The organism is Tropicimonas sp., from assembly GCF_047971885.1.
Classification (GTDB): Bacteria; Pseudomonadota; Alphaproteobacteria; order Rhodobacterales; family Rhodobacteraceae; genus Tropicimonas.
This window is the reverse complement of record NZ_JBKEAE010000027.1, coordinates 68,669-93,027: the sequence shown is the minus strand read 5'-3', so window position 1 is coordinate 93,027 and position 24,359 is coordinate 68,669. Positions and strand designations below refer to the sequence as shown.

Annotated in this window: 22 protein-coding genes; 14 read left to right on the top strand and 8 right to left on the bottom strand. The window is 65.1% G+C overall.

Annotated elements, in window-relative coordinates:
• Nucleotides 1–11 precede the first annotated feature (11 nt).
• Genes glgC through ACK5IR_RS03755 form a run of 5 tightly spaced genes read left to right on the top strand, consistent with a single transcriptional unit; the run spans nucleotide 12 to nucleotide 8,362 of the window.
• Nucleotides 12–1,280 carry a glucose-1-phosphate adenylyltransferase gene (glgC, locus tag ACK5IR_RS03775; RefSeq protein ID WP_416926065.1) on the top strand — a complete coding sequence of 423 codons (1,269 nt, stop codon included), beginning with the start codon at nucleotides 12–14 and terminating at the stop codon, nucleotides 1,278–1,280.
• Nucleotides 1,277–2,710 carry a glycogen synthase GlgA gene (gene glgA, locus ACK5IR_RS03770; protein ID WP_416926063.1) on the top strand — a complete coding sequence of 478 codons (1,434 nt, stop codon included), beginning with the start codon at nucleotides 1,277–1,279 and terminating at the stop codon, nucleotides 2,708–2,710. Before glgC ends, glgA begins: the two co-directional genes overlap by 4 nt.
• Nucleotides 2,673–4,814, top strand: a complete 2,142-nt coding sequence (gene glgX, locus ACK5IR_RS03765) for a glycogen debranching protein GlgX (RefSeq protein ID WP_416926061.1) — start codon at nucleotides 2,673–2,675, stop codon at nucleotides 4,812–4,814. Before glgA ends, glgX begins: the two co-directional genes overlap by 38 nt.
• A complete protein-coding gene (malQ, locus tag ACK5IR_RS03760; RefSeq protein WP_416926059.1) occupies nucleotides 4,811–6,727 on the top strand; it encodes a 4-alpha-glucanotransferase in 1,917 nt (638 codons plus the stop codon). The genes glgX and malQ overlap by 4 nt, the downstream gene beginning before the upstream one ends.
• Before the next feature lie 3 nt (nucleotides 6,728–6,730).
• Nucleotides 6,731–8,362: an alpha-D-glucose phosphate-specific phosphoglucomutase gene (locus ACK5IR_RS03755; protein ID WP_416926057.1), complete on the top strand. Its 1,632-nt coding sequence runs from the start codon at nucleotides 6,731–6,733 to the stop codon at nucleotides 8,360–8,362.
• 370 nt (nucleotides 8,363–8,732) lie between these two features.
• On the opposite strand, the gene ACK5IR_RS03750 is transcribed toward ACK5IR_RS03755, so the two are convergent.
• Entirely contained in the window at nucleotides 8,733–9,437 is a 705-nt protein-coding gene (locus ACK5IR_RS03750; RefSeq protein WP_416926055.1) for a GntR family transcriptional regulator, read from the bottom strand.
• Between the two features lie 99 nt (nucleotides 9,438–9,536).
• Here ACK5IR_RS03750 and uxaC point away from each other — a divergent pair, with 99 nt between their 5' ends.
• From uxaC to ACK5IR_RS03715, 7 genes are all read left to right on the top strand, one after another.
• Nucleotides 9,537–10,943 carry a glucuronate isomerase gene (gene uxaC, locus ACK5IR_RS03745; protein WP_416926053.1) on the top strand — a complete coding sequence of 469 codons (1,407 nt, stop codon included), beginning with the start codon at nucleotides 9,537–9,539 and terminating at the stop codon, nucleotides 10,941–10,943.
• A gap of 32 nt (nucleotides 10,944–10,975) precedes the next feature.
• The gene (locus ACK5IR_RS03740; protein WP_416926051.1) at nucleotides 10,976–11,950 is read left to right on the top strand and encodes a TRAP transporter substrate-binding protein; all 975 of its coding nucleotides are present in this window, start codon (nucleotides 10,976–10,978) and stop codon (nucleotides 11,948–11,950) included.
• A 59-nt stretch (nucleotides 11,951–12,009) separates the two neighbouring features.
• A complete protein-coding gene (locus ACK5IR_RS03735) occupies nucleotides 12,010–12,573 on the top strand; it encodes a TRAP transporter small permease (RefSeq protein ID WP_416926049.1) in 564 nt (187 codons plus the stop codon).
• The gene (locus ACK5IR_RS03730; RefSeq protein ID WP_416926047.1) at nucleotides 12,573–13,853 is read left to right on the top strand and encodes a TRAP transporter large permease; all 1,281 of its coding nucleotides are present in this window, start codon (nucleotides 12,573–12,575) and stop codon (nucleotides 13,851–13,853) included. Before ACK5IR_RS03735 ends, ACK5IR_RS03730 begins: the two co-directional genes overlap by 1 nt.
• 10 nt (nucleotides 13,854–13,863) lie before the next feature.
• Complete coding sequence (locus ACK5IR_RS03725) at nucleotides 13,864–14,175, top strand: cupin domain-containing protein (RefSeq protein ID WP_416926045.1); 312 nt, start codon at nucleotides 13,864–13,866, stop codon at nucleotides 14,173–14,175.
• Between the two features lie 10 nt (nucleotides 14,176–14,185).
• Entirely contained in the window at nucleotides 14,186–15,010 is an 825-nt protein-coding gene (kduI, locus tag ACK5IR_RS03720; RefSeq protein WP_416926043.1) for a 5-dehydro-4-deoxy-D-glucuronate isomerase, read from the top strand.
• Between the two features lie 72 nt (nucleotides 15,011–15,082).
• Nucleotides 15,083–16,510: a mannitol dehydrogenase family protein gene (locus ACK5IR_RS03715; RefSeq protein WP_416926041.1), complete on the top strand. Its 1,428-nt coding sequence runs from the start codon at nucleotides 15,083–15,085 to the stop codon at nucleotides 16,508–16,510.
• An 89-nt stretch (nucleotides 16,511–16,599) separates the two neighbouring features.
• Here the strand turns inward: ACK5IR_RS03715 and ACK5IR_RS03710 are convergent, their stop codons facing one another.
• The gene (locus ACK5IR_RS03710; RefSeq protein ID WP_416926039.1) at nucleotides 16,600–16,857 is read right to left on the bottom strand and encodes a DUF2312 domain-containing protein; all 258 of its coding nucleotides are present in this window, start codon (nucleotides 16,855–16,857) and stop codon (nucleotides 16,600–16,602) included.
• Nucleotides 16,858–17,024: 167 nt separating this feature from the next.
• Here ACK5IR_RS03710 and ACK5IR_RS03705 point away from each other — a divergent pair, with 167 nt between their 5' ends.
• Complete coding sequence (locus tag ACK5IR_RS03705) at nucleotides 17,025–17,240, top strand: hypothetical protein (RefSeq protein ID WP_416926037.1); 216 nt, start codon at nucleotides 17,025–17,027, stop codon at nucleotides 17,238–17,240.
• A gap of 12 nt (nucleotides 17,241–17,252) precedes the next feature.
• On the opposite strand, the gene ACK5IR_RS03700 is transcribed toward ACK5IR_RS03705, so the two are convergent.
• The gene (locus ACK5IR_RS03700; RefSeq protein ID WP_416926035.1) at nucleotides 17,253–17,582 is read right to left on the bottom strand and encodes a TraR/DksA family transcriptional regulator; all 330 of its coding nucleotides are present in this window, start codon (nucleotides 17,580–17,582) and stop codon (nucleotides 17,253–17,255) included.
• 266 nt (nucleotides 17,583–17,848) lie between these two features.
• On the opposite strand from ACK5IR_RS03700, the gene ACK5IR_RS03695 reads away from it, so the two are divergent.
• Complete coding sequence (locus tag ACK5IR_RS03695) at nucleotides 17,849–18,274, top strand: TIGR01244 family sulfur transferase (protein WP_416926033.1); 426 nt, start codon at nucleotides 17,849–17,851, stop codon at nucleotides 18,272–18,274.
• Nucleotides 18,275–18,281: 7 nt separating this feature from the next.
• Here ACK5IR_RS03695 and ACK5IR_RS03690 read toward each other — a convergent pair whose 3' ends face one another.
• The 5 genes from ACK5IR_RS03690 to ACK5IR_RS03670 form a co-directional block, all read right to left on the bottom strand.
• Nucleotides 18,282–19,313: a FliM/FliN family flagellar motor switch protein gene (locus tag ACK5IR_RS03690; RefSeq protein WP_416926031.1), complete on the bottom strand. Its 1,032-nt coding sequence runs from the start codon at nucleotides 19,311–19,313 to the stop codon at nucleotides 18,282–18,284.
• 112 nt (nucleotides 19,314–19,425) lie between these two features.
• Entirely contained in the window at nucleotides 19,426–22,137 is a 2,712-nt protein-coding gene (locus ACK5IR_RS03685; RefSeq protein WP_416926029.1) for an ATP-binding protein, read from the bottom strand.
• A 5-nt stretch (nucleotides 22,138–22,142) separates the two neighbouring features.
• A complete protein-coding gene (locus tag ACK5IR_RS03680) occupies nucleotides 22,143–22,472 on the bottom strand; it encodes a hypothetical protein (RefSeq protein ID WP_416926027.1) in 330 nt (109 codons plus the stop codon).
• Between the two features lie 24 nt (nucleotides 22,473–22,496).
• Nucleotides 22,497–22,880, bottom strand: coding sequence for a response regulator transcription factor (locus ACK5IR_RS03675; protein WP_416926025.1), 384 nt, complete (start codon nucleotides 22,878–22,880; stop codon nucleotides 22,497–22,499).
• A gap of 80 nt (nucleotides 22,881–22,960) precedes the next feature.
• Nucleotides 22,961–24,274, bottom strand: coding sequence for a short-chain fatty acyl-CoA regulator family protein (locus tag ACK5IR_RS03670; protein WP_416926023.1), 1,314 nt, complete (start codon nucleotides 24,272–24,274; stop codon nucleotides 22,961–22,963).
• Nucleotides 24,275–24,359: the final 85 nt, after the last annotated feature.

Genomic DNA, 24,359 nt, shown 5'->3' with positions numbered 1-24,359 from the left:
AGGGATATCCCATGATGAACTCGCACGCGCGGCTTTCGTCGAGAGCCATGGCCTACGTGCTTGCCGGGGGGCGCGGCAGCCGTCTCAAGGAACTGACAGACAACCGCGCAAAACCCGCGGTCTATTTTGGCGGAAAAACCCGGATCGTCGATTTCGCTTTGTCGAACGCGCTCAACTCCGGCATCCGGAAGATGGCGATCGCCACGCAATACAAGGCCCATTCGCTGATCCGTCACTGCCAGCGGGGCTGGGATTTCTTCCGCGCCGAGCGCAACGAGTTTCTCGATATCCTGCCCGCGTCGCAGCGCATGGGTGGCGAGAACTGGTACATGGGCACCGCCGACGCAGTGCGCCAGAACATCGACATCATCGACAGCTACAAGATCGACTACATCCTCGTGCTGGCCGGCGATCACATCTACAAGATGGACTACGAGATGATGTTGCAGCAGCACGTCGACGCCGGCGCCGACGTGACCATCGGCTGCCTGACCGTGCCGCGCGCGGAAGCCAGCGCATTTGGCGTGATGGCGGTGGACCAGACCAGCCGGATCATCGACTTCATCGAAAAGCCGGCCGATCCCCCCGCAACGCCGGACGATCCCGACATGGCGCTGGCCTCGATGGGGATCTACGCGTTTTCGTGGAAGTTCCTGCGCGAAATCCTGCTGCTCGATTCCGAGGATCCCAATTCGAGCCACGACTTCGGCCACGACATCATCCCCAACCTGGTCAGGAACGGCAAGGCGGTTGCCCATCGCTTCACCGACAGCTGCGTCAAGTCCGACCCCTCTGCCCCCGCCTACTGGCGCGATGTCGGAACCGTCGATGCCTTCTGGAAGGCCAATATCGATCTGACCGATTTCACCCCGGAACTGGACCTGTGGGATACCAACTGGCCGATCTGGACCTATTCGGAAAGCGTCCCGCCGGCGAAGTTCATTCACGACGAAAACGACCGGCGCGGTACCGCCATCTCGTCGATGGTTTCGGGCGGCTGCATCATCTCGGGAACCGAGGTGCGCAACTCGCTGATGTTCACCATGGTCAAGACCAATTCCTACTCGGTGCTCGACCATGCGGTGATCCTGCCCTACGTGACCGTCCACCGGCACGCGCGCCTGCGCAACGCGGTGATCGACCGTGGCGTGGTCATCCCCGAGGGGCTGGTGGTCGGCGAGGACCGGGACGAGGATGCAAAGTGGTTCCGCGTGTCGGATAACGGCATCACGCTGATTACCCAGAACATGCTGAACCGGCGGGCCGCGGCTCTGTCATGAAGGTCCTTTCGGTCGCCTCCGAATGCGCCCCCCTGATCAAGACTGGGGGGCTGGCCGACGTTGCGGGCGCCCTGCCTGCGGCGCTGGCGCCGCTCGGGGTCGAGATGCGCACGCTGCTGCCGGGCTATCCGGTGGTGCACGATGCGCTGGAGAATCCGGTTCAGGTCTTTACCGACAGCAACCTCTTCGGCGGGCCGGCCCAGATCCTGCACGGCCGGGCCGGCGGGCTTGACGTTTACGTACTGGACGCCGCCCACCTGTTCTACCGCAACGGCGGCCCCTATGCCGCGCCGGACGGTTTCGACTGGTGGGACAATCCCGAGCGCTTCGCCGCGCTGAGCTGGATGGCGGCCCAGATCTGCACCTATGGCGCGGCGGGGTGGAAGCCGGATATCCTGCACACGCACGACTGGCAGGGCGGTTTCGCGCCGGTCTATCTGCAACGGCTGGGCGGGGCGCATACCGTCGGCTCGCTGATCACCATCCACAATATCGCCTTCACCGGCTCGGTCGGGGCCGACCGGATGGGATGGCTGCGCCTTCCGATCGAAGGCTACAACGCCGGCGGATTCGAGTTCTTCGGCCGCATCTCGGCACTGAAGGCCGGGATCGCCTATTCCGACAGGATCAACACCGTCAGCCCGACCTATGCCGAAGAGCTCATGACGCCCGGGTTCGGCATGGGGTTCGACGGTATCCTGCGGCACCGGTCGGCCGATTTCTCGGGCATCCTGAACGGGATCGACACCGGGGTCTGGAACCCCGCCACCGACGCGAATATCGCAGCCTACAAGGCGCCTCGCGGCAAGGCCAGGGCGCGCGCCGCGCTGGCCGAGGAACTGGGGCTCGCACCCGATGGCGGACCGCTCTGCGTTGTCGTCTCGCGCCTGACCGAACAGAAGGGGCTGGACCTTCTGTTGCAGGCGGTACCGGCACTGCTGGAACGCGGCGGGCAACTGGCACTGCTGGGGTCGGGCGAGCCGTGGATGGAACAGCGGTTCGGCGGCCTGGCGGCGGCGAATCCGGGCCGTGTGGCAGTTCGCATCGGCTATGACGAGAAGCTGTCGCACCGCATGATCGCCGGCGGCGACGCCATTCTGGTACCGTCGCGGTTCGAGCCCTGCGGGCTGACCCAGCTTTACGGCCTGCGCTACGGAACCGTTCCCGTGGTGGCGCATACCGGCGGTCTGGTCGATACGGTGATCCCGTCGACTTACGCGACCGTCTCTGCCGGCGTGTCGACCGGCGTGGTTTTCGCGCCGGTCGAGGCCGATGCATTGCGGCGCGCGCTGGTGCAAATCTGCGACCTTTATGGGCAGCCGGATGTCTGGCAGCGGATTCAGGCCAACGGGATGAAACATCCGGTTGGCTGGGAGCAATCCGCTGCGGCATATGCTGCGCTGTACGAGCAGGCCGCCAGGAAACCGTGAGGCAGTAGTTGTGAGGCATCCGGAATTTGCTATTTCAGCGGGTCGACCTGCCCCGCTGGGAGCTACCTTCGACGGTGACGGCGTCAACTTCGCCGTCTTCTCGCAATATGCGACCGCGATGGAGGTCTGTCTTTTTTCCGAGGACGGACGCACCGAACTGCAACGCATGCGCCTGCCCGAACGCGATGGCGATGTGTGGTACGGCTATGTTTCGGGCCTCCGGCCGGGCCAGTATTACGGGCTGCGCGCACACGGTCCCTACCGGCCCGATGTCGGTCACCGCTTCAATCCCAACAAGCTGCTGCTCGATCCCTATGCCAAGCGCCTGACCGGAATGCCGGTCTGGCACGATGCCCTGATGGGGTACCAGATCGGGTCGAATGCGCGCGATCTGTCGTTCGACACGCGCGACAGCGCCCCCTACATGCCGCGCTGCGTGGTCGAGGACCCGACGTTTTCGTGGGGATACGACCAGCCTCCGCGCACACCCATCGCCCAGAGCATCATCTACGAAGCCCATGTGAAGGGTTTCACCGAACTGCACCCCAAGGTCGCGCCCGAGGGGACGTTTCTCGGCCTCGCCTCCGATCCGATGCTGGACTATCTCACCACCCTCGGCATCACGGCGATCGAACTGCTGCCGGTGCAGGCATTCCTGACCGACCGTTTCCTGCACGACAAGGGCCTGAGCAACTACTGGGGTTACCAGACACTGGGCTTCTTCGCACCGGACCCCCGCTACCTCAGCGAGGGCCGCATCAGCGAGTTCCAGCAGATGGTCGCCCGGCTGCATCGCGCCGGGATCGAGGTGATCCTCGATGTCGTCTACAACCACACCTGCGAGGGCAACGAGCTTGGCCCGACGCTCAGCTTCCGCGGCCTCGACAACCTGAGCTACTACCGGCTGATGCAGGACAGGCGGTATTACATCAACGATACGGGCACCGGGAACACGCTGAACCTTGACCACCCGATGGTGCTGCGCATGGTGATGGACAGCCTGCGCTACTGGGTGCAGGTGATGCATGTCGATGGCTTCCGGTTCGATCTGTGCTCGACGCTCGGGCGCACCGATTACGGCTTCGATCCGGGCGCGAGCTTTTTCGATGCCGTGCGTCAGGACCCGGTGCTGACCCAGGTCAAGCTGATCGCCGAGCCGTGGGACATTGGCCCCGGCGGCTACCGGCTCGGCGGGTTCCCGCCGCCCTTTCACGAATGGAACGACCGTTTCCGCGACGGTGTGCGCCGGTTCTGGCGCGGCGATCCGGGCCGTGCGCCGGATCTGGCCGGGCGTCTCACCGGTTCGGCGGCCGAATTCGACCATTCCGGCCGCCCGGCCACCGCGTCGGTCAACATGATCACCGCGCACGACGGTTTCACGCTTCAGGATGTGGTCAGCTACAACGGCAAGCACAACGACGCCAACGGCGAGGACAACCGCGACGGCCATTCCGAAAACTACTCGGACAATTTCGGCTGGGAGGGTCCAACCGACGATCCGGGCATTATCGCTGCCCGCAACCGCCGCAAGCGCGCCATGATCGCGACGCTGATGCTGAGCCAAGGCACGCCGATGCTGCTGGCCGGCGACGAACTGGGCAACAGCCAGATGGGCAACAACAACGCCTATGCCCAGGACAATCCGATCTCGTGGATCGACTGGGACCACGCGGACATGGACTTCATGAAGTTCACCGCCAGGATGATCCGCTTCCGCCGCGATCATCCCATTCTCAGGCAGCAGGTATTCCTTCATTCGCGCGAACGCCGCATCGACGGGCGCGAGGATCTGTTCTGGTGGCGTGCCGACGGCAAGCCGATGGCAACCCCCGACTGGGTGGATCCGGCCCTGCGCATGGTCTGCGTCGAAATGCGGACGGCTTCGGGCACGCCGGTCTATTCGGCCTCGGAAAACGCGATCTTCGCGGTGTTCAACGCCGGCGGCGACACGACCACCCGCCTGCCGGTTCCGCCGAAGGGGCAGCACTGGGTGCTGTCGATCGACACCGCCGAACCCGAGCGCAAGCCGGTCACGATCCGCAAGCCCGAGGTGCCGATCGCGGCGCAATCCGTAACCGTCTTCGTGCTGGGGCAGACCGAATGACCGGCGCCCTGCGGCAACTGGCGCACCTCTCTGGAATCTACGACGATTACTGGGACCAGCTTGGACACCGCTTCGAGACCGGGGCGGCGACCGACCGCGCGCTGCTTGCCGCGATGGGGTTCGCCGTCGCGACGGACACCGAGGTGGAGGCATCGCTCGCCGCCTTCAGGATGGAATCGGCAGACCGCGCACTGCCGCGCTGGCTGATCCTCGAAAACGACGTTGCCACGCGGCACAACCTCTCACGTCCGGCACATGACGTGCGGCTGAAACTGGAAGATGGCGGCGTACTGATACTTGCCGCAGGCGCGGCGCTCGAGCTGCCGGCGCTGCCGCTGGGCATCCACGTGCTCGACCTCGACGGCAACGAGACGACCCTTCTGGTCGGACCGGCCAGCCTGCCGCTGCCGGAACCCGGCTGGGGAATCACCCTGCCGCTCTACGGGTTGAAGACGGCGAAACAGGGCGGTCTGGGCGACTATGCCGATCTGCGCACCGCCGTTACCGGGCTTGCCGCGCAGGGGGCGCAGTTCGTCGGGCTGAATCCGGTTCACGCTGTCTTTCCGACTGACCCGACAACCGTCAGCCCCTATTCCCCGTCGCACCGGCGCCGGCTGAACACTGTCCATCTGGCGGTCCCGCAGGCGCACAGGATCGGTGGCGAACTGATCGACTATCCGGCCCATGTGGCGGCACAGCGCGCCGCGCTTGACGATGCCTTCGCCGCGTTCGAGGCCGAAGGGGGCTGCGCCGCCTTCGATAGCTGGCGCGAGGCCGAGGGCCCGGCGCTCGAGGCCTTTGCCCTCCATCAGGCACTGTCGGACGAACTCGGACCCTACTGGTGCGACTGGCCCGTCGCCTGTCAGGACAGATCGTCCGCCGAAGTGGCCGCCTTTGCGTCCCGGAATGCCGCCGCCATTCGCTTTCACGCCTGGTCGCAATGGCTTGCCGAAACGCAGCTTCAGGCCGTCGCCGATGCCGCCGGATCCGGGCGCATGCGCTTCGGGCTTTATCTCGACCTTGCCGTCGGCACCCACCCTTTCGGTGCCGAGACCTGGGCCGAGGGCGAGGTGTTCGCCGGGGGCGTATCGCTCGGCGCGCCGCCCGATGCCTTTTCGCCCGATGGACAGGTCTGGGCGCTGGCCCCCTTCAACCCGCGCGCGCTGGCGCGGATGCACTTCCGCCCGTTCGCCGAAACCCTCCGCCGGCAGTTCCGCTATTCGAAGCTGCTGCGGATCGACCATGTGCTCGGGTTCGAGCGCGCCTTCTGGGTACCGATCGAGGCCGATGCGCCGGGAACCTATGTGGTGATGCCGCGCGACGCGCTGCTGGCCGTGGTCCGGATCGAGGCGGCCCGCGCCGGCGCGACGGTGATCGGCGAGGATCTGGGCAACGTTCCCGATGGCCTGCAGGACGCAATGGCCACCTCGGGCGTTCTGGGCTGCCGGCTGGTAATGTTCGAACAGACCGAACACGGCAATTTCCGTCCGGCCGGCGACTATACCGAAGCGGCGCTCGCCTCGTTCGGCACCCACGATGTGCCCACCTGGGCCGGGTGGCGAAACGCAAGCGATATCACGCTTCGCCATGAACTCGGCTATGTCAGCGGCGGGGACCTGCCGAATGCGCTCGACTGGCGCCGCACCGAGGTTGCGGGCTTCGATGCCCTTGCGGGCAGCGACGGGTCCGACCCCGATCCGATGCACGAATTCGTCGGCAGCGTGAAAAGCCGTCTGGTCGCCTTGCAGATTGAGGATATTCTGGAAATCGGGGCGCAGGAAAACCTGCCCGGAACCGTCGATACCTATCCCAACTGGCGCCACCGTCTGCCGGTGACCGCCGCCGCGCTGGCCGAACATCCGGCAGTGGCCCGCGCCGCAGAGATTATGACACTGTCCGGCCGAAGGGAGTGAGCCATGGAACGCATCACCGTCGAGACTGCACCGATCGGGGGCCAGAAGCCCGGCACGTCGGGACTGCGCAAGAAAACCGAGGTTTTCATGCAGCCGAAGTACCTCGAGAACTTCATCCAGTCGATCTTTAGCGGTATCGGCGGCGTGGCCGGCAAGACGCTCGTCCTGGGCGGCGACGGGCGCTATTTCAACGATCGCGCCGCACAGGTGATCCTGCGGATGGCGGCAGCACAGGGCTGCGCACGGGTGATCGTCGGGCAGAACGCGCTGATGTCGACGCCCGCCGCGTCGAACATGATCCGCCTGCGCCAGACCGATGGCGGTATCATCATGTCGGCCAGCCACAACCCGGGCGGGCCGAAAGAGGATTTCGGCGTGAAGTTCAACACGCCAAACGGCGGTCCCGCCCCGGAAGAGGTGACCGGTCGCATCTACGAAGCGACGCGGCAGATCACCAGCTACGACATTCTGGTGTCGGAAGATGTCGATCTTTCGAAGATCGGCGAAACCGGGCTGGGCGACATGGTTGTCGAGGTGGTCGACCCGGTCGCCGACTATGCCGCGCTGATGGAGAAGCTGTTCGATTTCGACGCCATCGCGCGCCTGCTGGCCGGCGGCTTCACCCTCCGGTTCGATGCGATGAACGCGATCACCGGCCCCTATGCCAGGGAAATCCTCGAACGCCGTCTCGGCGCGCCCGCGGGTTCGGTTGTCAACGCCGTGCCGCTGCCCGATTTCGGCGGCATGCACCCCGACCCCAACCCGATCTGGGCCAGCGATCTGATGGACACCATGTTCGCCGCCGACGCCCCCGATTTCGGCGCCGCCTCGGACGGTGACGGAGACCGCAACATGATCGTCGGCCGCGGCGCCTATGTCACCCCGTCCGATTCGCTGGCGGTTCTGGCCGCCAACGCCCATCTCGCGCCGGGTTACGCCGGCGGCCTAGCCGGTATCGCGCGCTCGATGCCAACCTCCGAGGCGGTGGACAGGGTGGCCGCGAAGCTGGGCATCGACTGCTACGAAACCCCGACCGGCTGGAAGTTCTTCGGCAACCTGCTTGACGCAGGCCGCGCCACGATCTGCGGCGAGGAAAGCGCCGGAACCGGCTCGAACCACGTGCGCGAGAAAGACGGGCTCTGGGCGGTTCTTCTGTGGCTCAACATCCTTGCGGTGACGGGCAAGCCGGTGAAACGGATGCTCGCCGACCACTGGGCGGAATACGGACGCAACTATTATTCCCGGCACGATTACGAAGGCGTCGACGCAACCGCCGCCGAAGGGCTGATGGATCACCTGCGGTCACGCTTCGCTTCGCTGCCCGGCGAAACCCATGCCGGCTGCACCGTGCGCCGCGCCGACGAGTTCGCCTATGACGATCCGGTCGACGGATCGCATTCGGCACATCAGGGTATCCGCATCCTGTTCGAGGGTGGCGGCCGCGCGGTATTCCGGCTGTCGGGCACCGGAACGGTGGGTGCCACGCTGCGGGTCTACCTCGAAGATGTCTGCGAAGATCCCGGCGCGATGGACCGCGACCCGCAGGAGGCACTGGCCGACATCATTCGCGCCGCCGGCGAGATTGCCGAAATCGGCGCGCGGACGGGCCGTTCCGAGCCAGACGTGCGCACCTGAAGCGCCTGGATGCGGGAGTACACCGCCGAATACCTACGGAAACAGTCGACTTTTCGGCCGTGCGGGTATAGGCTGATACCGTTCAGGAGAGACTCCCTCGTGAACATATCGGGTCTCGCCCCGAGGCCCCTTCGAACGCCTCGCCAATGGCGGGGCGTTTGCGGTTTCGCTGCTTCCGATTCAACCGCACAGGGACCGACCGTTGGCGACAATCGGCTTTGCGGACATGCGGAGCTTTCCCTTCGCCCGGAACGGCCGCTTCAGCAGGCCCGGGCGGGCGCCGCCCTCCGTTGCATGACAGGATCAATATCGCAGGGGGCGCAACCTATCTTTCGACGGCGAGCACGGTCGGTCGTCAGGACCGTTCGAATCAGTCCTCGTCACCACCGTCGAAATAGCTCCGGTTTTCAGACCGGATGCGGTCGATCTCCTCGATCAGCCGCGACAGGTGCCGGCGCATCCGTGACACGGCCAGATCGCCGTCGCGCGATTCGATCGCCGCAAGTATCCCGCGGTGCTCTTCCAGCGTGTTCGCCTGATTGAACGACAGAGACAGCAGCCGCACGCGGTCGAGATGAGCCTTGCTTTCGCTGATCGTCTTCCAGGCAAACGGATGTCCGGACATGACCGAGATGCCGCGATGGAACTCGTCGTCGAGGTGGTGAAACAGCGCCCTGTCATCCACCATGACAGCTTTCGCCTGCCCGTCGATATTCTCCCGCAGCGGTGCAATACCCTCTTCGGTCGCCCGTTCGCTGGCGATCCGGACAACCTCGGTCTCCAGCGCCGTGCGGACGAACCGCGCCTCCATCACCATGTCGACGGAGATGAGGCTGACGCGGGTTGCGCGCTGCGGACGGATCTCCAGAAACCCCAGTTTCGAGAGCCGGTAGAACGCGTCGCGCACCGGCTGCCGCGAGGTGCCGAGCGCCCTGGCGACGTCGATCTCGGACATGCGGGTATCGGGCGGCAGCGCAAGCGAAACGATTTCGCCATGCAGCTTCTCGAACACCTGATCGGCCACGCTCGGGCGGACGATCGGATCGAGAGACAATTGAGCGAGACGTTTTGTCATGGGTCACAGACGGATTGACTATGTTAGAAAACTAGCATATCAGTTTGCCAATTGGCAACGATACTTTTCGCATCAGATCCGCGAGGAGGCGGTGACACGATGGCCAAACTCGACGAAAACCGGCTGTTTCCGGTCGATCCCTCCACACGCACCATGGCGGCCGACCTCTATGCCAGCGTACGGGATCTGCCGATCGTCAGCCCGCATGGCCACACGGATCCGCGCTGGTATGCCGAAAACGCGCCCTTCCCCGACCCGGCGCAACTGTTCGTGACCCCCGATCACTACGTCTTCCGCATGCTGTTTTCGCAAGGCGTCTCGCTCGATGATCTGGGCGTTCTGCGCGCCGACGGAACCCGGGTGGAAACCGACGGGCGCAAGATCTGGCGCCTGTTCGCCGAAAACTACTATCTGCTGCGCGGCACGCCGTCACGGATGTGGCTGGATCATTCGTTCCAGCAGGTCTTCGGCCTCGACGAGCGTTTCGGCCCCGACACAGCCGACCGATTCTACGACCATATCTCCGAATGCCTCGCCCAACCCGAGTTCCGGCCCCGCGCCCTGTTCGAACGTTTCGGGATCGAGGTGATCACCACCACCGAAAGCCCGCTGGACGATCTGCGCTGGCACCGGATGATTCGCGATAGCGGCTGGCCGGGCCGCGTGATCACCGCCTACCGCCCCGATCCGGTTGTCGACCCTGAATTCGAGGGCTTTGCCGGGAACGTCGAGAAATTCGGCGAGATCGCCGGAACGGATGCGACGACATGGGAGGGGTACCTTCAGGCCCACCGTATTCGCCGCGCCTATTTCAAGGAGTTCGGCGCCACCTCTTCGGATCACGGCCACGCCACGGCGCGGACCGAGAACCTCCCCCTCTCCGAAGCGGTGGCGCTGTTCGAAAAGGCGCTTGCCGGAACCTGCACCCCCAACGAGGCCGATACCTTCCGCGGCCACATGCTGACCGAGATGGCGCGCATGAGCATCGACGACGGTCTGGTGTTGCAAATCCACCCCGGCGCGGCGCGCAATCATTCGGCGCCGATGATGGCACTCCATGGCCGCGACAAGGGGTTCGATATTCCGACCCGCACCGATTACGTCACCGCGCTGAAACCGCTTCTGGACGCGGTTGGCACAGATCCGCGGTTGTCGGTGATTCTCTTTACTCTGGACGAGACCGCATTTTCGCGCGAACTGGCACCTCTGGCCGGGGTTTACCCGTCGCTCAGGCTGGGCCCGGCGTGGTGGTTCTTCGACAGCCCCGAGGGCATGCGCCGCTTCCGCGAAACGACGACCGAGACGGCGGGGTTCTACAACACCGTCGGCTTCAACGACGATACCCGCGCCTTCTGCTCCATTCCCGCCCGTCACGACGTGGCGCGGCGGGTCGACAGCGCCTATCTTGCGACGCTTGTCTCAACCGGCCGTCTGGCCGAGGATGAGGCCTACGAAGTGGCGCAGGACCTCAGCTACCGGCTGGTAAAGAAAGCCTACAAACTCTGAAGAGCGATAAACCCAAGGGAGGAACCCCAACAATGCTCAGAACTGCAACCGCCGCACTTTTCGCCAGCGCGGCCCTCGTCACGGCGGCAACCGCCTGCGAGACCACCTTCAAATCGGCAGACACCCACCCTGACGGATATCCGACCGTCGAGGGCGTCAAGGCGATGGGCAGGATCCTCGAGGAAAAGACCGGCGGTCGGCTCTGCATCGAGGTCTTCCACTCGGCCCAGCTCGGCGAGGAGAAGGACACGATCGAACAGACCCAGTTCGGCGTGATCGACATCAACCGCGTCTCGATGGGCCCGTTCAACAACATCATCGAGGCAACGCAGGCGTTTTCGCTGCCCTATATCTTCCGCTCGCTCGATCATGAGCATGCCGTGCTCGACGGGCCGATCGGCGAGGAGGTTCTGGCCGCCTTCTCCGACCACGACCTGATGGGGCTTGCCTATTACGATTCGGGCGCGCGCAGCTTCTACAACAGCGTCAAGCCGATCACCAAGATCGAGGACCTTCAGGGCATGAAGTTCCGCGTCATCCAGTCCGACCTTTTCGTCGACATGGTGGCGGCCCTTGGCGCCAACGCAACCCCGATGCCCTATGGCGAGGTCTATTCCTCGATCCAGACCGGCGTCATCGACGGGGCCGAGAACAACTGGCCCTCCTACGACAGTTCGGGCCACTACGAGGTCGCCAAGTATTACACGCTCGATCAGCACCTGATGGTGCCCGAGGTCGTCGTCATGTCGAAGGCGACATGGGACAAGCTGTCGCCCGAGGATCAGCAGGCGGTGCAGGAGGCCGCACGGGAATCCGTCGCAATAGAACGCGAGCTCTGGGCCGCCAGCGAGAAGGAATCGGAGGAGAAGGTACGCGCTGCCGGCGTCGAGGTCGTCTCCGAGATCGACAAGACCCCCTTCATCGAAGCGATGGTTCCGGTCTACGAAAAACATGTGAGTTCCGACGCGCTGAAGGATCTGGTCGCCCGCATTCAGGCGACCGAATAGTCACCTCAACCGTCTGCGGCCGCAGGCGCGGCCGCAGGCTCTGTCCGGGGAGGGAACTCGTGCAGGAAACGATGAAGTCCGTGGCGCGCTATACCGGGTGGCTGGGAAGTATCGCCCTCTACCTCTCCGGCGCCGCCCTTGTCCTGATGACGGCGCTGATCGCGGCGCAGGTCTTCTGGCGATATGTGCTGAACGATTCCATCGTCTGGACCGAGCCCGGCTCGGTCATGGTGATGGGCTGGTTCATCTTTCTCGGCGCCGCCGTGGGCGTGCGCGAAGGGTATCACCTGTCCTTCGATGTGCTGCTGCTGGTGCTGCCGATGAATATCAAGAAGATACTCCATTCGATCTCGGACGTGGTGGTCGTCGCGTTCGGCTTCGGCATGATCTACTATGGCGGTCAGCTTTTGTGGAAGACCGCCGGCAACATCATCCCCTCGCTCGGTATTTCGGGCGCCTTCGATTTCGCCCCCCTCGTCGGCGGCGGCTTCCTGCTGGTGGTCTTCGGACTGGAGCGCCTGCTGCGCCGCGCGGCCGGTCTCCCGACCGCCCGCTTCGGCGAGACTCCGCCCGAGGACACGGACACCGGCGAAGTCGAGGACGAGGCGATAGGAACCCCCTGATGGAATACTGGATATTGTTCGGAACCTTCGTGTTCCTGCTGCTCATCGGCACACCGATCGCCTTCTGCCTCGGCGTTGCCAGCTTTGCCACCGTCACCTATCTCGGCCTGCCCCCGGTGGTCGTGTTCCAGCGGCTCAATTCGGGCGTGTCGGTCTTTGCCCTGATGGCGATCCCCTTCTTCATCTACGCGGGCGAGATCATGGTCCGCGGCGATATCGCCCGAAGACTGGTGCGATTGGCGGGCTCTCTGGTCGGGCATTTCCAGGGCGGTCTCGGCCAGGTCAACGTGCTGACATCGGTGATGTTCGGCGGCATCTCGGGCTCGGCCGCGGCCGACGCCTCGGCAGTCGGCGGCATCATGATCAAGCAGATGGAGCGGCGCGGCTACGGTGTCGACTATGCCGTATCGGTCACCGTCACCGCCGCCATCATCGCCCTGATGCTGCCGCCGTCGCACAACCTCATCATCTATTCGATCTCGGGCGGGGGGAAGATCTCGATCGCCGACCTGTTCACCGCCGGCATCGTGCCGGGCCTGATCCTGGCGCTGTCGCTGATGGCCACCGCCTATATCATGGCCAAACGCCGCCACTATCCGACCGAGGAGTTCCCCGGCTGGCGCATGGTCGGCCAGTTGTTCCTCGAAGCCGTGCCGGGGCTTATCCTGATCGCCATCATCTTCGGCGGCGTGCGCTCGGGCATCTTCACCGCGTCGGAAAGCTCGTGCATCGCGGTGGTCTATGCGCTGGCGGTGACGCTCTTCATCTACCGCACCCTGTCGTGGGACGCCTTCGTCGAGGCGACACTGGGCGCGGTGCGCACCACGGCGATGGTGCTTCTGGTGATCGGGTGCGCCGCCGCCTTCGGCTGGCTGCTCGCCTACCTCAAGGTTCCGACGGCGCTGGTCGAATTCATGCAGGGGGTTTCGGACAACCCGATCGTCATCCTGCTGCTGATCAACGTCTCATTGCTGATCCTCGGCACCTTCATGGACATGTCGCCGCTGATCGTCATCACAACCCCGATCTTCCTGCCGGTGGCGCTGGCCTTCGGCATCGATCCGGTCCACTTCGGCATCATCATGATCCTGAACCTCGGCATCGGGCTGTGCACGCCGCCTGTCGGCACCGTTCTCTTCGTCGGTTGCGCGGTGGGCAAGATCTCGATCTGGGAGGTGATGAAGTCGATCTTCCCCTTCTATGGCGCCTGTCTGTTCTCGCTCATGCTGGTGACCTTCATTCCGGCGCTGTCGCTCTGGCTGCCGAACCTGATGCGCTGAGGAACCGGCGATGCCCGCAACCTACCCGATTGTGAATCCGGACCCTGGCGTTACACGCCAGGTCCTGTCCGAAGCGCCCGAACTGATGGTGGTTTCCTTCACCTTCGCACAGGGCGCCGAGGGCACGCTGCACAACCATGTGCATGTCCAGTCGACCTATGTCGAATCCGGCCGGTTCGAATTCACCCTCGGCGAGAAGGTGTTTGAGGTCGCCTCGGGCGACAGCTTCATCATCCCGTCGAACGCGATCCACGGCTGCCGCTGCATCGAGGCGGGCCGGCTGATCGACTGTTTCACTCCACGCCGCGACGATTTTCTCTGAAGGATCCGCCATGCTGACCGTCAAGACGCTCTACGCAACCGACCCCGAATCCGCCAGGGGCCTCGACACCACGGGATTGCGCGAGAAATTTCACGTCGGGGGGGCCTTCGTGCCGGGTGAGGTCCGGCTGACCTATACCCATTACGACAGGATGATCGTCGGCGGCGCGGTGCCCGCCGGGGGCGAACTGGTACTCGACAGGGTTGCCGAATGCGGTACCGAAAGCTGGCTCGATCGGCGCGAGGCCGGCATCCTCAACATCGGCGAGACCGGCACCGTCACGGCCGGCGAGCAGTGCCATACGCTGGAAAAAGGCGATATCCTCTATATCGGCCTCGGCTCCGGTCCCGTCGCTTTCTCGGGTAACGGGCGCTTCTATATCGTCTCGACCCCGGCACACCGCGCCTGCCCCACCCGGCTGATCCGGCCCGCCGATGCCAACGAGGTCAAGCTCGGCGCGGCCGAGACCTCGAACGACCGTACGATCTATCAGTGCATCCATGCCGGCGGCGCCGAAAGCTGCCAGCTTGTCATGGGCTACACCAGGCTCCATGGCGGTTCGGTCTGGAACACGATGCCGGCGCATGTGCACGACCGCCGGATGGAGGCCTATCTCTATTTCGACATTGCAGACGGGCAGCGTGTCTTCCATTTCATGGGCCAGCCGCAGGAAACCCGGCATCTGGTGATGGCGAACGAGGATATCGCCGTTTCGCCACCATGGTCGATCCACGCCGGAGCCGGAACCGGCGCCTATACCTTCTGCTGGGCCATGGCGGGAGACAACATGGCCTTCACCGATATGGACATGGTCGAAATCGGCGCATTACGCTGAAAACACCGCGCGCGGCCCGGTGCGGCCGCGCCCGCCTTCGAGTTTCGCAGCCAGCAGACGGAGAATGCCGCGATGTCCGACGCAGCTTCCACCCGCCCCCCCGCAGATGCGGGCGTGGGGATCGTTCATCTGGGGATCGGTGCGTTTTTCCGCGCTTTCGGCATCCCGTGGATTCGCGAGGCCATGGTGGCGTCCGGCGGCGACTGGGGCGTTGTCGGCGTTTCGCTGCGTTCGCCCGCCGTGCGCGACCAGTTGAAACCGCAGAACTGCGTCTACAATGCGGTCGAGCTTGGCCCCGATGGCGAAACCGCCCGGCAGATCGACATCCTCAGGGACGTGCTTGTCGCACCGGAGGATCCCGACGCATTGCTGTCGGCGATGGTCCATCCGAACGTGCGGATCGTATCGCTGACGATCACGGAAAAGGGCTATTGCCACAATCCCGCCACCGGAAAGCTCGACCTGACCCACCCCGATATCCGGGTCGACCTCGAAGGGTCGTTCCCGAAATCGGCACCCGGCTACATCGTTCGGGCGCTCGAACTGCGCCGCGCGGCCGGCCGCGCCCCCTTTACGGTGCTGACCTGCGACAACCTTCCCGATAACGGCGCGCTCGCCCGCGGCGTCATCCTCGATCTCGCGCACGAGATCGACCCCGGGCTGGCCGACTGGATCAGGGCCAAAGGCCGCTTTCCCGGCACCATGGTCGACCGCATCGTTCCGGCGACAAAACCCGAGGATATCGCGCATGTCGAACAACTGATCGGCCACCACGACGCCGCGCCCGTGATGCACGAACCTTTCCGCCAATGGGTGATCGAGGACGATTTCGTCGGCAGTCAGCGCCCCGACCTCGGCGCGGTTGGCGTGCAACTGGTGGCGGACGTGACACCCTACGAACACATGAAGCTGCGGATGCTGAACGGCACCCACAGTTCCATGGCCTATCTCGGCTACCTCGCCGGCCACGAAACGATTGCCGAAGTGGCCGCCGACCCCGTTTTTGCCGCTTTCGTCAAACGGCTGTGGCGCGAGGAGATCATTCCCGCGCTCGACCCGCCGCCGGGCGTCGATCTGCAAGCCTATGCCGACCAGTTGTTCGCGCGCTACAGCAACCCGGCGATCCGGCACCTGACCTGGCAGATCGCCATGGACGGAAGCCAGAAACTGCCGCAGCGGATCCTCTCGACGCTGGGAGAGAACCTGAACGCAGGCCGCCCGAGCCCGGGCCTCATGCTCGCTGTCGCCGCATGGATGCGCTATGTCGGCGGAACCGACGAACGGGGAAACCCGATCGACGTTCAGGACCCGCTCGCCGCCACGCTGCGCAAACTGTCGGACGGGGCCGAGGGAACCGACAAGGTGCGCGCCCTGCTCACGGTGCGCGAGGTCTTCCCCGCCGAACTCGCCACCCGGCTGGAAGAGGGCGTCACCGAGGCCTATGGCATGCTGCTTGCCGCCGGCGCGCGGCAGGCCGTGGCGGCTGCGGGCGGGGCGTAACCGCCCGGCACCCTGCACGGGAACGGCGATGCGGCGCGCTTTCGTCCCCGCATCCCCGGACCTTCTGCACTACCCGGCGTGCCGCGCGGTCACACCATCCCGAGCGCCGTCATGTAGAGGTCGAGAACCGCCTCCTGCTCGGCCACCTGATCCGGGTCCTGCTTGCGGCGTTTCAGGATGGCGCGGATGGCCGTGGCATCGAAGCCCTCGCCCTTCAGTTCGGCGAAGACTTCCTTGATCTGCTCCGCGACTTCCTTCTTTTCCTCTTCGAGACGCTCGAGGCGCTCGACGAAGGATCTCAGCCGCTCGCCGGTTGCCTGATTGATGCTGCTCGTTTCGTCGTTCATGTCCGCTTCCCGTTTTTGCCGGTGTACCTGCCCCGGTTCGTTCCGCGCGCCCCGCCGGGCGCGCTTCCGGGAGTGTCCTACCGACCGGCAACGCAGCGATCAAGGCCGGTTGCGATTGGCGTTCAAAGCCGCTAGCGCAAGGCACACGGGGCGCGATGGAGGCTATCATGCAGATACTGGTCTGGGTCGGGGTTGCGGTCGCGCTGGCCGGTCTGGCCGGCATCATCGGCTGCGTGGTGGTGGTGGCGCGCGCCAAGCGCCAGGGGCTGGACGACAACGCAATGCGCGCCAGGCTTCAGAAGGTCGTGGTCTGGAACCTTGGCGCGCTTTTCCTGTCGGCGCTGGGGCTGATCATGGTCGCGGTCGGCGCGATCCTCGCCTGACCCGCGCGGCGCTCAGCGCGCGATGCGGTGGGCATCCCGGGCGCAGAAGGGCGTATGGGGGATCAGGTCGAGCCGTGCCTCCTCGATCTGTTCGCCGCAGATCACACATTCGCCATAGGTTCCCTGTTCGATCCGGTCCAGCGCGGCGCGAATCGCAACGATTTCGGTGTTTCCGGCGCGTCCCTCGTCCTCCAGCACCTCGTCGGGTTCGCGCTGGGTGGCGCGGTCTTCCCAGTCTCTGGAATTGTGCGACACCAGTTCGGCCTCGATCTCGTGAAGCCGGATATTGATTTCCTCGATACGAGCCTCGAGCTGTCTTTTTCGTTCCTCGACCGTGGCCATCGCATTCTCCCTTGCACGAATCCCGGCAGACCAGCCCGGATATCCATACCCTGCGGATCCTTGACCCGCATCGACGATATGCTAGTGGATGACTTTCATGGATTGAATACAAGTTTTGATTATTTGGCCGGCGTGCTGCAAACTTGGCGCATGCTCCAACCGACTGATATTGAAGCGCAAGAATCAGATTGATGCGGACCCGGCTGGTGCGCGTGGTTCCGCGATACCACGCCGGTCCGGGAACCGCGCAAGCCAGGAACGTCTTTATGAACTTTCGAAAACTGACCGCCAGATATTCTGTCAGCCCGCAGATTTCGCCCGATCACATGCCCGCGATTGCGGCGGCCGGTTTCCGGACGGTCATCTGCAACCGGCCCGACGACGAAATCCTGCCGCCCCTGCGCGCCATCGAGATCCGCACCGCCTGCGAGGCCGAAGGCATGAATTTCGTCAACAACCCGATCCTCCATTCCGCGTTCACCCGCAGGGAGGTCGATCATCAATACGAGGCGATTGCGGCGTCAGCCGGCGCAACACTGGCCTATTGCGCGTCGGGAACCCGTTCGGCGATGGTCTGGATGTTCGGTGCGGTCAGGGACCTGTCGCCCGAGGAACTGGTGCAGGTAGCCGAGAAGGCGGGATTTCCGCTGCGCTCGCTCCTTCCCCAGCTTCGCGCGGTAAGGCCGCGCTGAACACCCTTCAACCCGATGTCGCGTCGTCGGCCTGATCGGCGGCTTCCGACTTCGCACCATCGGGCATGGCAGCAGATTTCAGACCGTCGGGCACGCCCGACGGGGCGATTTCCACACCGGCAAACGGGATTGCCGGCTGCTCTTTCGTTGCCGTGGAATTGTGCAACCGGACCGCGCGATAGCCGCGACTCTGGCCCAGCCGGCCGCAGCCGAAGCTGTGCCCGTCCGACGTGACGAAACGAACATTGTCGATCGACGAGACCGGCAGCGGAATCTCCTCGCCCGGGATCAGTTGCGCAATCTCGCGGATCGGCATGCGAAAGCGATGCATCACCGCCTCGAGCCGCACGTCGCCCCCCTCGACATTCGTGGCGAGCGCCCGAAGCCAGAAGGCCCGCGCCGGATCGTCGACCGGGCCGGTCGTTGCCCGCGCAGCCGGGCCGCGCCCGATCGCCGGCAGGGCAAGGATCACCGCCCCCGTGCGCGCGCCCTGTTCGAGATCGGCCCGCAGGGTGATAATGCGGTAATCGATATCTTCCAGCACCAGCCCAAGCGGGCGAACGCTTTCGACATGGCCGGAATAGCCGAAGCCCGAGGCCCATTGCGATTCGCCGCGCCCGGCAAGTCCGCCCTCGAACCTGCGCAGAACCGCATCCATGACATCTGCCGCCAGCGCTGCGTCCGTACGTGTCGTGCGGCGCGGAGATGGCGGCGCCGACTGGATTCTGCCGGTTGTCTGTTTCTCGATCAGCGCAGAGAGAAACCCGTGATCGAAGGCGATCAGGCCCTGCGCCTCGGCCGGTCCTTCGAGCAGGCCAAGCAGCCCGTGTTCGGGCAGGCTGTCCAGCAGTTCCGAAAGCGATGCGATCCGCTCGGTGCAATCCTCGACCATGACAGCCAGCGTCGCCTCGGCCTCGGCCGTGCGGCACAGAGCGGTGCCGAAGGCGCGCGCCGGTGATGCGGGCGATGCCACGCCTGCGGAATCGCGCCCCGCCGCCACCATTCGTTTCAGAACAGATTGTTCGCCGGCATCCGCCATTCCACGCCCGTCCCCGCTGGCTCGCCACCACACGGGCAGCCCGTCTTACAGCGGACAGAAAGCCAGAAGTCGGTTGGAAAAGGATTAACTCTTTGTGGCCAAAGCGGGGAATTCATGTGCCGGCAAGGCGCTGCGCCGATTTGGGCGGGGTGACCGGAACCGTCACGCGAAACGATGCGCCACCCTGCCCCGGCAGATATTCGATGCTTCCGCCCAGCCGCAGCATGATCTCGCGGCAGATGGCCAGCCCCAGCCCGGCCCCTCCGGCGGCCGAATGGTCGGACAGGCGCGAGAACTTCTCGAAGATGATCTCCTGGCTGCGGGCGGGAATGCCGGAACCGTTGTCGGTAAAGTCCACCACGGCAAGCCCGTCGCGCCGCTGCGCCCGGATCGTCAGTTCGGGTTCGGCGGCGTCACAGTATTTTTTCGCGTTGGTCACAAGATTGATGAAGACCTGTGTCAGCCTGTCGGAATCGGTGACGATCTCCTGCTTTTCGCTGGCGCGGTCGCGGACGATCCGCATCCCCCCCCTTGGGCCGACCTCGGTCTGCGCGCCCGATGCCGCGATTGCCCGGTCGATCAGGTTGCTCAGGTTGGCCGGGCCGATGCTCAATGTCACCTGCGCATTTTCGAGCACGCTGAGATCGAGCAGGTCGTCGAGCAGCCGCGTCAGGCGGATCGCCTCGTCATGGATGATCCCGGCATAGCGGACGGATTCGTCCCCCTCCAGCCCGCCTTCGCGCAGGATTTCCGAGAAGGCGCGCACCGACGTCATCGGCGTGCGCAACTCGTGGCTGATCTGGCTCAGGAAGGCGTCCTTCTGGATCGACATCTCGGTCAGCTTCTGGTTGGCCTCGCGCAGCTGGCGGGCGGTGCGTTCGAGTTCGGCCGACTGGCTTTCGAGCCGGTTGGAATATTCAAGGATCTGCTGTGCCTCGTCGGCGACGCGGATCAGATCCTCGACCAGAACCGAGGAAGACCCGGCGATCTGCCCCACCATCGCATGCGCCGTCGCCGCGCCGACGCTGGCCGAAAGCTCGCGTTCGAGCTTGTCCAGAAACTCCGGCGTCGTCTCGGGAAGATAGCCCGCCTTGCCCTGCGCTGTGGCTTCGGCATGGAACAGCTCCTGCGCCTCGGCCGGGCCGAGGATGCGCTGCGCCATCACCAGCAGGTCCTCGGCCTCGGCGCTGCCGCGGGTCCAGCCACGCGCGCCCAGCGTGTGTTCGAAGACATTGACTACCTGCGCCCCCTGCAACCGCTCCAGAGGCGTGGGGAAGCTGACGATGGAAAAGACACAATAGGCGGCGGTATTGAGCAGCATCGACCAGAAGACGGCATGGATCAGCGGATCCATCCCCTCGATCCCGAACAGGGCGTTGGGCCGGAGCCAGCTTATGCCGAAGGGGCCGTGCGCGAGAAATCCGGCGCTGAACGGGCCGGCCGGGCCGAGGCTCGGCAGAAACAGCGTATAGGCCCAGAGAACGAACCCGGTGATCAGCCCGGCCGCCGCGCCGACGCGCGTTCCGCCGCGCCAGAACAACCCGCCGACAAGCGCCGGCAGCACCTGGCTGACACCGACGAACGAGATCAGCCCGATCGACGCCAGCGCGGTCGAGCCGCCCGAATAGCGATAATAGAGATAGCCGAGCAGCAGCACCCCGGCGATGGAAAAACGCCGCGCCCGGAGCACCAGCCCGCGCACGTCGCCCGCCATGATCGCCCCGCCGGGCTGGCGCGACAGGTAGAGCGGCATCACGATATGGTTCGAGACCATCGTCGCCAGTGCAAGCGCCGCCACGATCACCATCGAGGTTGCCGAGGAAAATCCGCCGAGCAGGGCAAGGACTGCAAGCCCGTTCTGCCCCTCCTTGAGCGGCAGGCTCAGCACGAACAGGTCGGGATTGGCGCCCTCGGGCAGTTCGGCCAGCCCGATCACCGCGATCGGAATGACAAAAAGGCTCATCAGGAACAGATAAAGCGGAAAGGCCCACGAGGCGACGCCAAGATGCGCCTCGTCCGCGTTCTCGACCACCATGACCTGAAACATCCGCGGCAGGCAGATCAGCGCCGCCGCCGAGGTAAAGATCAGCCCGGCCCAGCGGGACGGAACGATCGGCCATCCGGCCAGCGGCGATTGTTCGATCCGGTGCAGGATATCGGCGGGGCCGTCGGCCATGCCCCAGACGACGAAGACCCCGAGCGCCAGCAGCGCCGCCAGTTTCACCACCGCCTCGACCGCGATCGCCATCACCACGCCGTGGTGGCGCTCGTTGGTGTTGAGGTTCCGGGTGCCGAAGACGACGGTGAACACCGCCAGCCCGGCGGCCACCCAGAGCCCGGTCGAGGCGGGATCGGACGGATCCCAGAACTCGGAGCCGGGCGAGGCGAAAACTCCGAAGGAAAGCGTCACCGACTGAAGCTGGAGCGCGATATAGGGTGTGGTGCCGACAACCGCGAGCAGCGTCACCAGAACGCCGAGCATGTTGGACTTGCCGTAGCGTGACGAAATCATGTCGGCGATCGAGGTGATCCGCTGCGAACGCCCGACGCGCACCAGCTTGCGCAGGATCAGCCACCACCCGGTGACAACCAGCGTCGGCCCGAGGTAGATGGTGACGAACTCCAGCCCCGAGCGGACCGCATAGCCGACCGCACCATAAAACGTCCATGCGGTGCAATAGACCGAAAGCGACAGCGTATAGACCAGCGGCGATCCCAGCCACGCGCGGCCCATGCGGCCGGCACGCCGTTCCGCCAGCGCCGCAACGGCAAACAGGAACCCGACATAAAGCAGCGATATCGCGACAAGCAGGTTGAAGGGCATCGGACTTACGGTTCCTCGCCCTCGTCCGCCTCGGCCTGTCCGTGCTCTTCAAGCGGCTCGGCCAGTCGCACCGAAAGGAAGGCGGCAGCGAGGATCAGGCCCAGCCAGACCGAAAACAGATAGACCACACCGGCCGCCGTACCCCGTTCCACCGCCCAGAGGATCGGCATGAGAAACAGCACCGTTCCGAATACCGGCAACAGGCGCGCCGCATCCATGATGCGGCGGCGGCGGTAGATCTCGCGCCCAAGAAACAGCCGTCGCGACGTGCGCTCCCGCCGTTCGAGCGACGATTCCGCCCATTGGTCCCATTTGTCCTGCGGTCGCGGTGGCATGTCGGTCGTCTCCCGCCGGTGGTGTCAGGCGCCCTCGGTGGCACCCGATTGCAGCGCGTTGACCGCCTGCAGGACCTCGGCGTTCGAAAACGGCTTGGTCATGAAACGGGTGGCGCCGTATCGTTCGGCCAGTTCGCGGTCGCGCCCCTGCCCCTTGGCGGTCAGCATCAGAACCGGCAGGTTGGCGGTTGCCGGCGCCTCGCGCAGTTCCCTGAGGATGTCGAAGCCGGATTTCCCCGGCAGCATCACGTCGAGCACGATGACATCGGGCGCGCGCGCCGATACCGCCTCAACCGCGGTCGCGCCGTTCGAATGAGTGTCCACTGCCCAGCCGTCGCGCGACAGGATGAAGCGGATCGCCTCGATGATGTTCGGCTCGTCCTCTACAAGCAGAACGCGCTTGCGCATGTGTGGTATCCCCCCAAGGCCGGGCGGAGGGTCCTGGTTACCCGCCTTGCCGCCTACTATTGCCCGAAGTCGGGGTACTGTCAAAACACCTCTGCCATGATCGACGGCTCGCGCCGCGCCGCGCAATCGCCGCGCGGGCAGATCCGGCACGACGTGCCGATTTCCTGCACGATTTCCGCGTGCTGTGGCGGTATCGCCTGTTCGGGCAGGATCAGCATGGCGGCCTCCAGCACCTGCGGGCCGTCGAACCCGCCGGGCAGGCCCGGTTCGCAGATCGCATAGGTCAGGAACCTGCGCGGCGCGCGCGACCCTATCTCGACCGTGGCACGCAGCGGCACCATCGGGCGCGACAGCGCCTGATAGAGCGGCCAGAGCGGGCAGGCGCCCGAATAGCGCGGCAACGGAAACCCGTCGACAGGCTTGCGAAAGGTCAGCGTACCGGATCCGTCGCATGCCACCAGCCCGATTTCCGCATCCATATCCCCGGCCGGCAGAGCTGCCAGCCTGCGAAAGACAGCCGCAAGAGTGGCGCCGAACCGGCGCGACAATGCCGCCGGGTCGACCCCGCAGGCAACCGCCGCATCGCGGAACGGGGCAAGCGGCATCTGCACCGCATCCCTGCGGTAGCGTTTCAGATAGCGGTGGGCCATCGCGCGCGCCGCCGCGCTTTGCAACCGGCCGGCCCCGGCAATGATCGCCCCGGGGTCGGCGGCGGGGGCGGTTTCCAGTTCGTCAACGTGAAACCCCCTGTCCCGAAGCCAGCTTTCCACCTCTTCCTGCGGGGTGGTGGCCGAGAATTCGGCCGAACTCGCCTCGTCCAGATAGCGCACCAGCGATTCCGCGCTATCGGCCAGGCGCGCCGATTCCTCGGCCATGTTGCGGTGAAACCGCTCGCGCCATTCGGGATCGAGATCGCGCGTTTCGACAAGGATCGCCGCCGTCGAACGGATTGCCGTCACCGTCGACAGAACCTCGTGCAGCGAAGCCGAGAGCAGCGGATCGTGCGTCATGCGATCGGAAAGAACCTCAATCGAATGTTCGAGGTCCATCGCCCGGCGGCGCAGGTCGGCCAGCAGGCCGGCCCAGCCGGGGAAGCGGCCCACGAACTCCTCGAGCCGGTCGAGTTCCCGCATCGCATCGTCACTTCCCGCCGCGGCTTCGCGCAGGGTGTCGAGCAGGGCGGCCTCCGCCCCTTCGGTCAGCACCGACGGCTCAACCGCCAGCACGCGCGCAATGTCGCGGATCAGCTTGCCGCCGATCCGGCGCCGGTTATGTTCGATGAGGTTGAGGTAGGACGGCGATATTCCGACGGCGCGCGCAAGATCGCCCTGCCTGATGCCCGCCATCAGGCGGCGCTCGCGAATCCGGCTTCCCGTCAGCGCGCTCCGCGGCATCTCCCCTCCAAATCCCGGCATCTTCCCGGTGCCCGGATGGCCGCGATTTACCGGCCGGCCCGGAAGCTATCGAAAACTTGACAAG

What these genes read in the sequence shown, in the direction of transcription:
- kduI (WP_416926043.1), top strand. Translation starts at nt 14,186, where the DNA reads ATGCTGACCGTCAAGACGCTCTACGCAACCGACCCCGAATCCGCCAGG.
- glgC (WP_416926065.1), top strand. Translation starts at nt 12, where the DNA reads ATGATGAACTCGCACGCGCGGCTTTCGTCGAGAGCCATGGCCTACGTG.
- ACK5IR_RS03680 (WP_416926027.1), bottom strand. Translation starts at nt 22,472, where the DNA reads ATGCCACCGCGACCGCAGGACAAATGGGACCAATGGGCGGAATCGTCG.
- glgA (WP_416926063.1), top strand. Translation starts at nt 1,277, where the DNA reads ATGAAGGTCCTTTCGGTCGCCTCCGAATGCGCCCCCCTGATCAAGACT.
- uxaC (WP_416926053.1), top strand. Translation starts at nt 9,537, where the DNA reads ATGGCCAAACTCGACGAAAACCGGCTGTTTCCGGTCGATCCCTCCACA.
- ACK5IR_RS03695 (WP_416926033.1), top strand. Translation starts at nt 17,849, where the DNA reads ATGAACTTTCGAAAACTGACCGCCAGATATTCTGTCAGCCCGCAGATT.
- ACK5IR_RS03730 (WP_416926047.1), top strand. Translation starts at nt 12,573, where the DNA reads ATGGAATACTGGATATTGTTCGGAACCTTCGTGTTCCTGCTGCTCATC.
- ACK5IR_RS03755 (WP_416926057.1), top strand. Translation starts at nt 6,731, where the DNA reads ATGGAACGCATCACCGTCGAGACTGCACCGATCGGGGGCCAGAAGCCC.
- ACK5IR_RS03715 (WP_416926041.1), top strand. Translation starts at nt 15,083, where the DNA reads ATGTCCGACGCAGCTTCCACCCGCCCCCCCGCAGATGCGGGCGTGGGG.
- glgX (WP_416926061.1), top strand. Translation starts at nt 2,673, where the DNA reads ATGCTGCGCTGTACGAGCAGGCCGCCAGGAAACCGTGAGGCAGTAGTT.
- ACK5IR_RS03710 (WP_416926039.1), bottom strand. Translation starts at nt 16,857, where the DNA reads ATGAACGACGAAACGAGCAGCATCAATCAGGCAACCGGCGAGCGGCTG.
- ACK5IR_RS03675 (WP_416926025.1), bottom strand. Translation starts at nt 22,880, where the DNA reads ATGCGCAAGCGCGTTCTGCTTGTAGAGGACGAGCCGAACATCATCGAG.
- ACK5IR_RS03740 (WP_416926051.1), top strand. Translation starts at nt 10,976, where the DNA reads ATGCTCAGAACTGCAACCGCCGCACTTTTCGCCAGCGCGGCCCTCGTC.
- ACK5IR_RS03670 (WP_416926023.1), bottom strand. Translation starts at nt 24,274, where the DNA reads ATGCCGCGGAGCGCGCTGACGGGAAGCCGGATTCGCGAGCGCCGCCTG.
- malQ (WP_416926059.1), top strand. Translation starts at nt 4,811, where the DNA reads ATGACCGGCGCCCTGCGGCAACTGGCGCACCTCTCTGGAATCTACGAC.
- ACK5IR_RS03705 (WP_416926037.1), top strand. Translation starts at nt 17,025, where the DNA reads ATGCAGATACTGGTCTGGGTCGGGGTTGCGGTCGCGCTGGCCGGTCTG.
- ACK5IR_RS03750 (WP_416926055.1), bottom strand. Translation starts at nt 9,437, where the DNA reads ATGACAAAACGTCTCGCTCAATTGTCTCTCGATCCGATCGTCCGCCCG.
- ACK5IR_RS03690 (WP_416926031.1), bottom strand. Translation starts at nt 19,313, where the DNA reads ATGGCGGATGCCGGCGAACAATCTGTTCTGAAACGAATGGTGGCGGCG.
- ACK5IR_RS03700 (WP_416926035.1), bottom strand. Translation starts at nt 17,582, where the DNA reads ATGGCCACGGTCGAGGAACGAAAAAGACAGCTCGAGGCTCGTATCGAG.
- ACK5IR_RS03725 (WP_416926045.1), top strand. Translation starts at nt 13,864, where the DNA reads ATGCCCGCAACCTACCCGATTGTGAATCCGGACCCTGGCGTTACACGC.
- ACK5IR_RS03685 (WP_416926029.1), bottom strand. Translation starts at nt 22,137, where the DNA reads ATGCCCTTCAACCTGCTTGTCGCGATATCGCTGCTTTATGTCGGGTTC.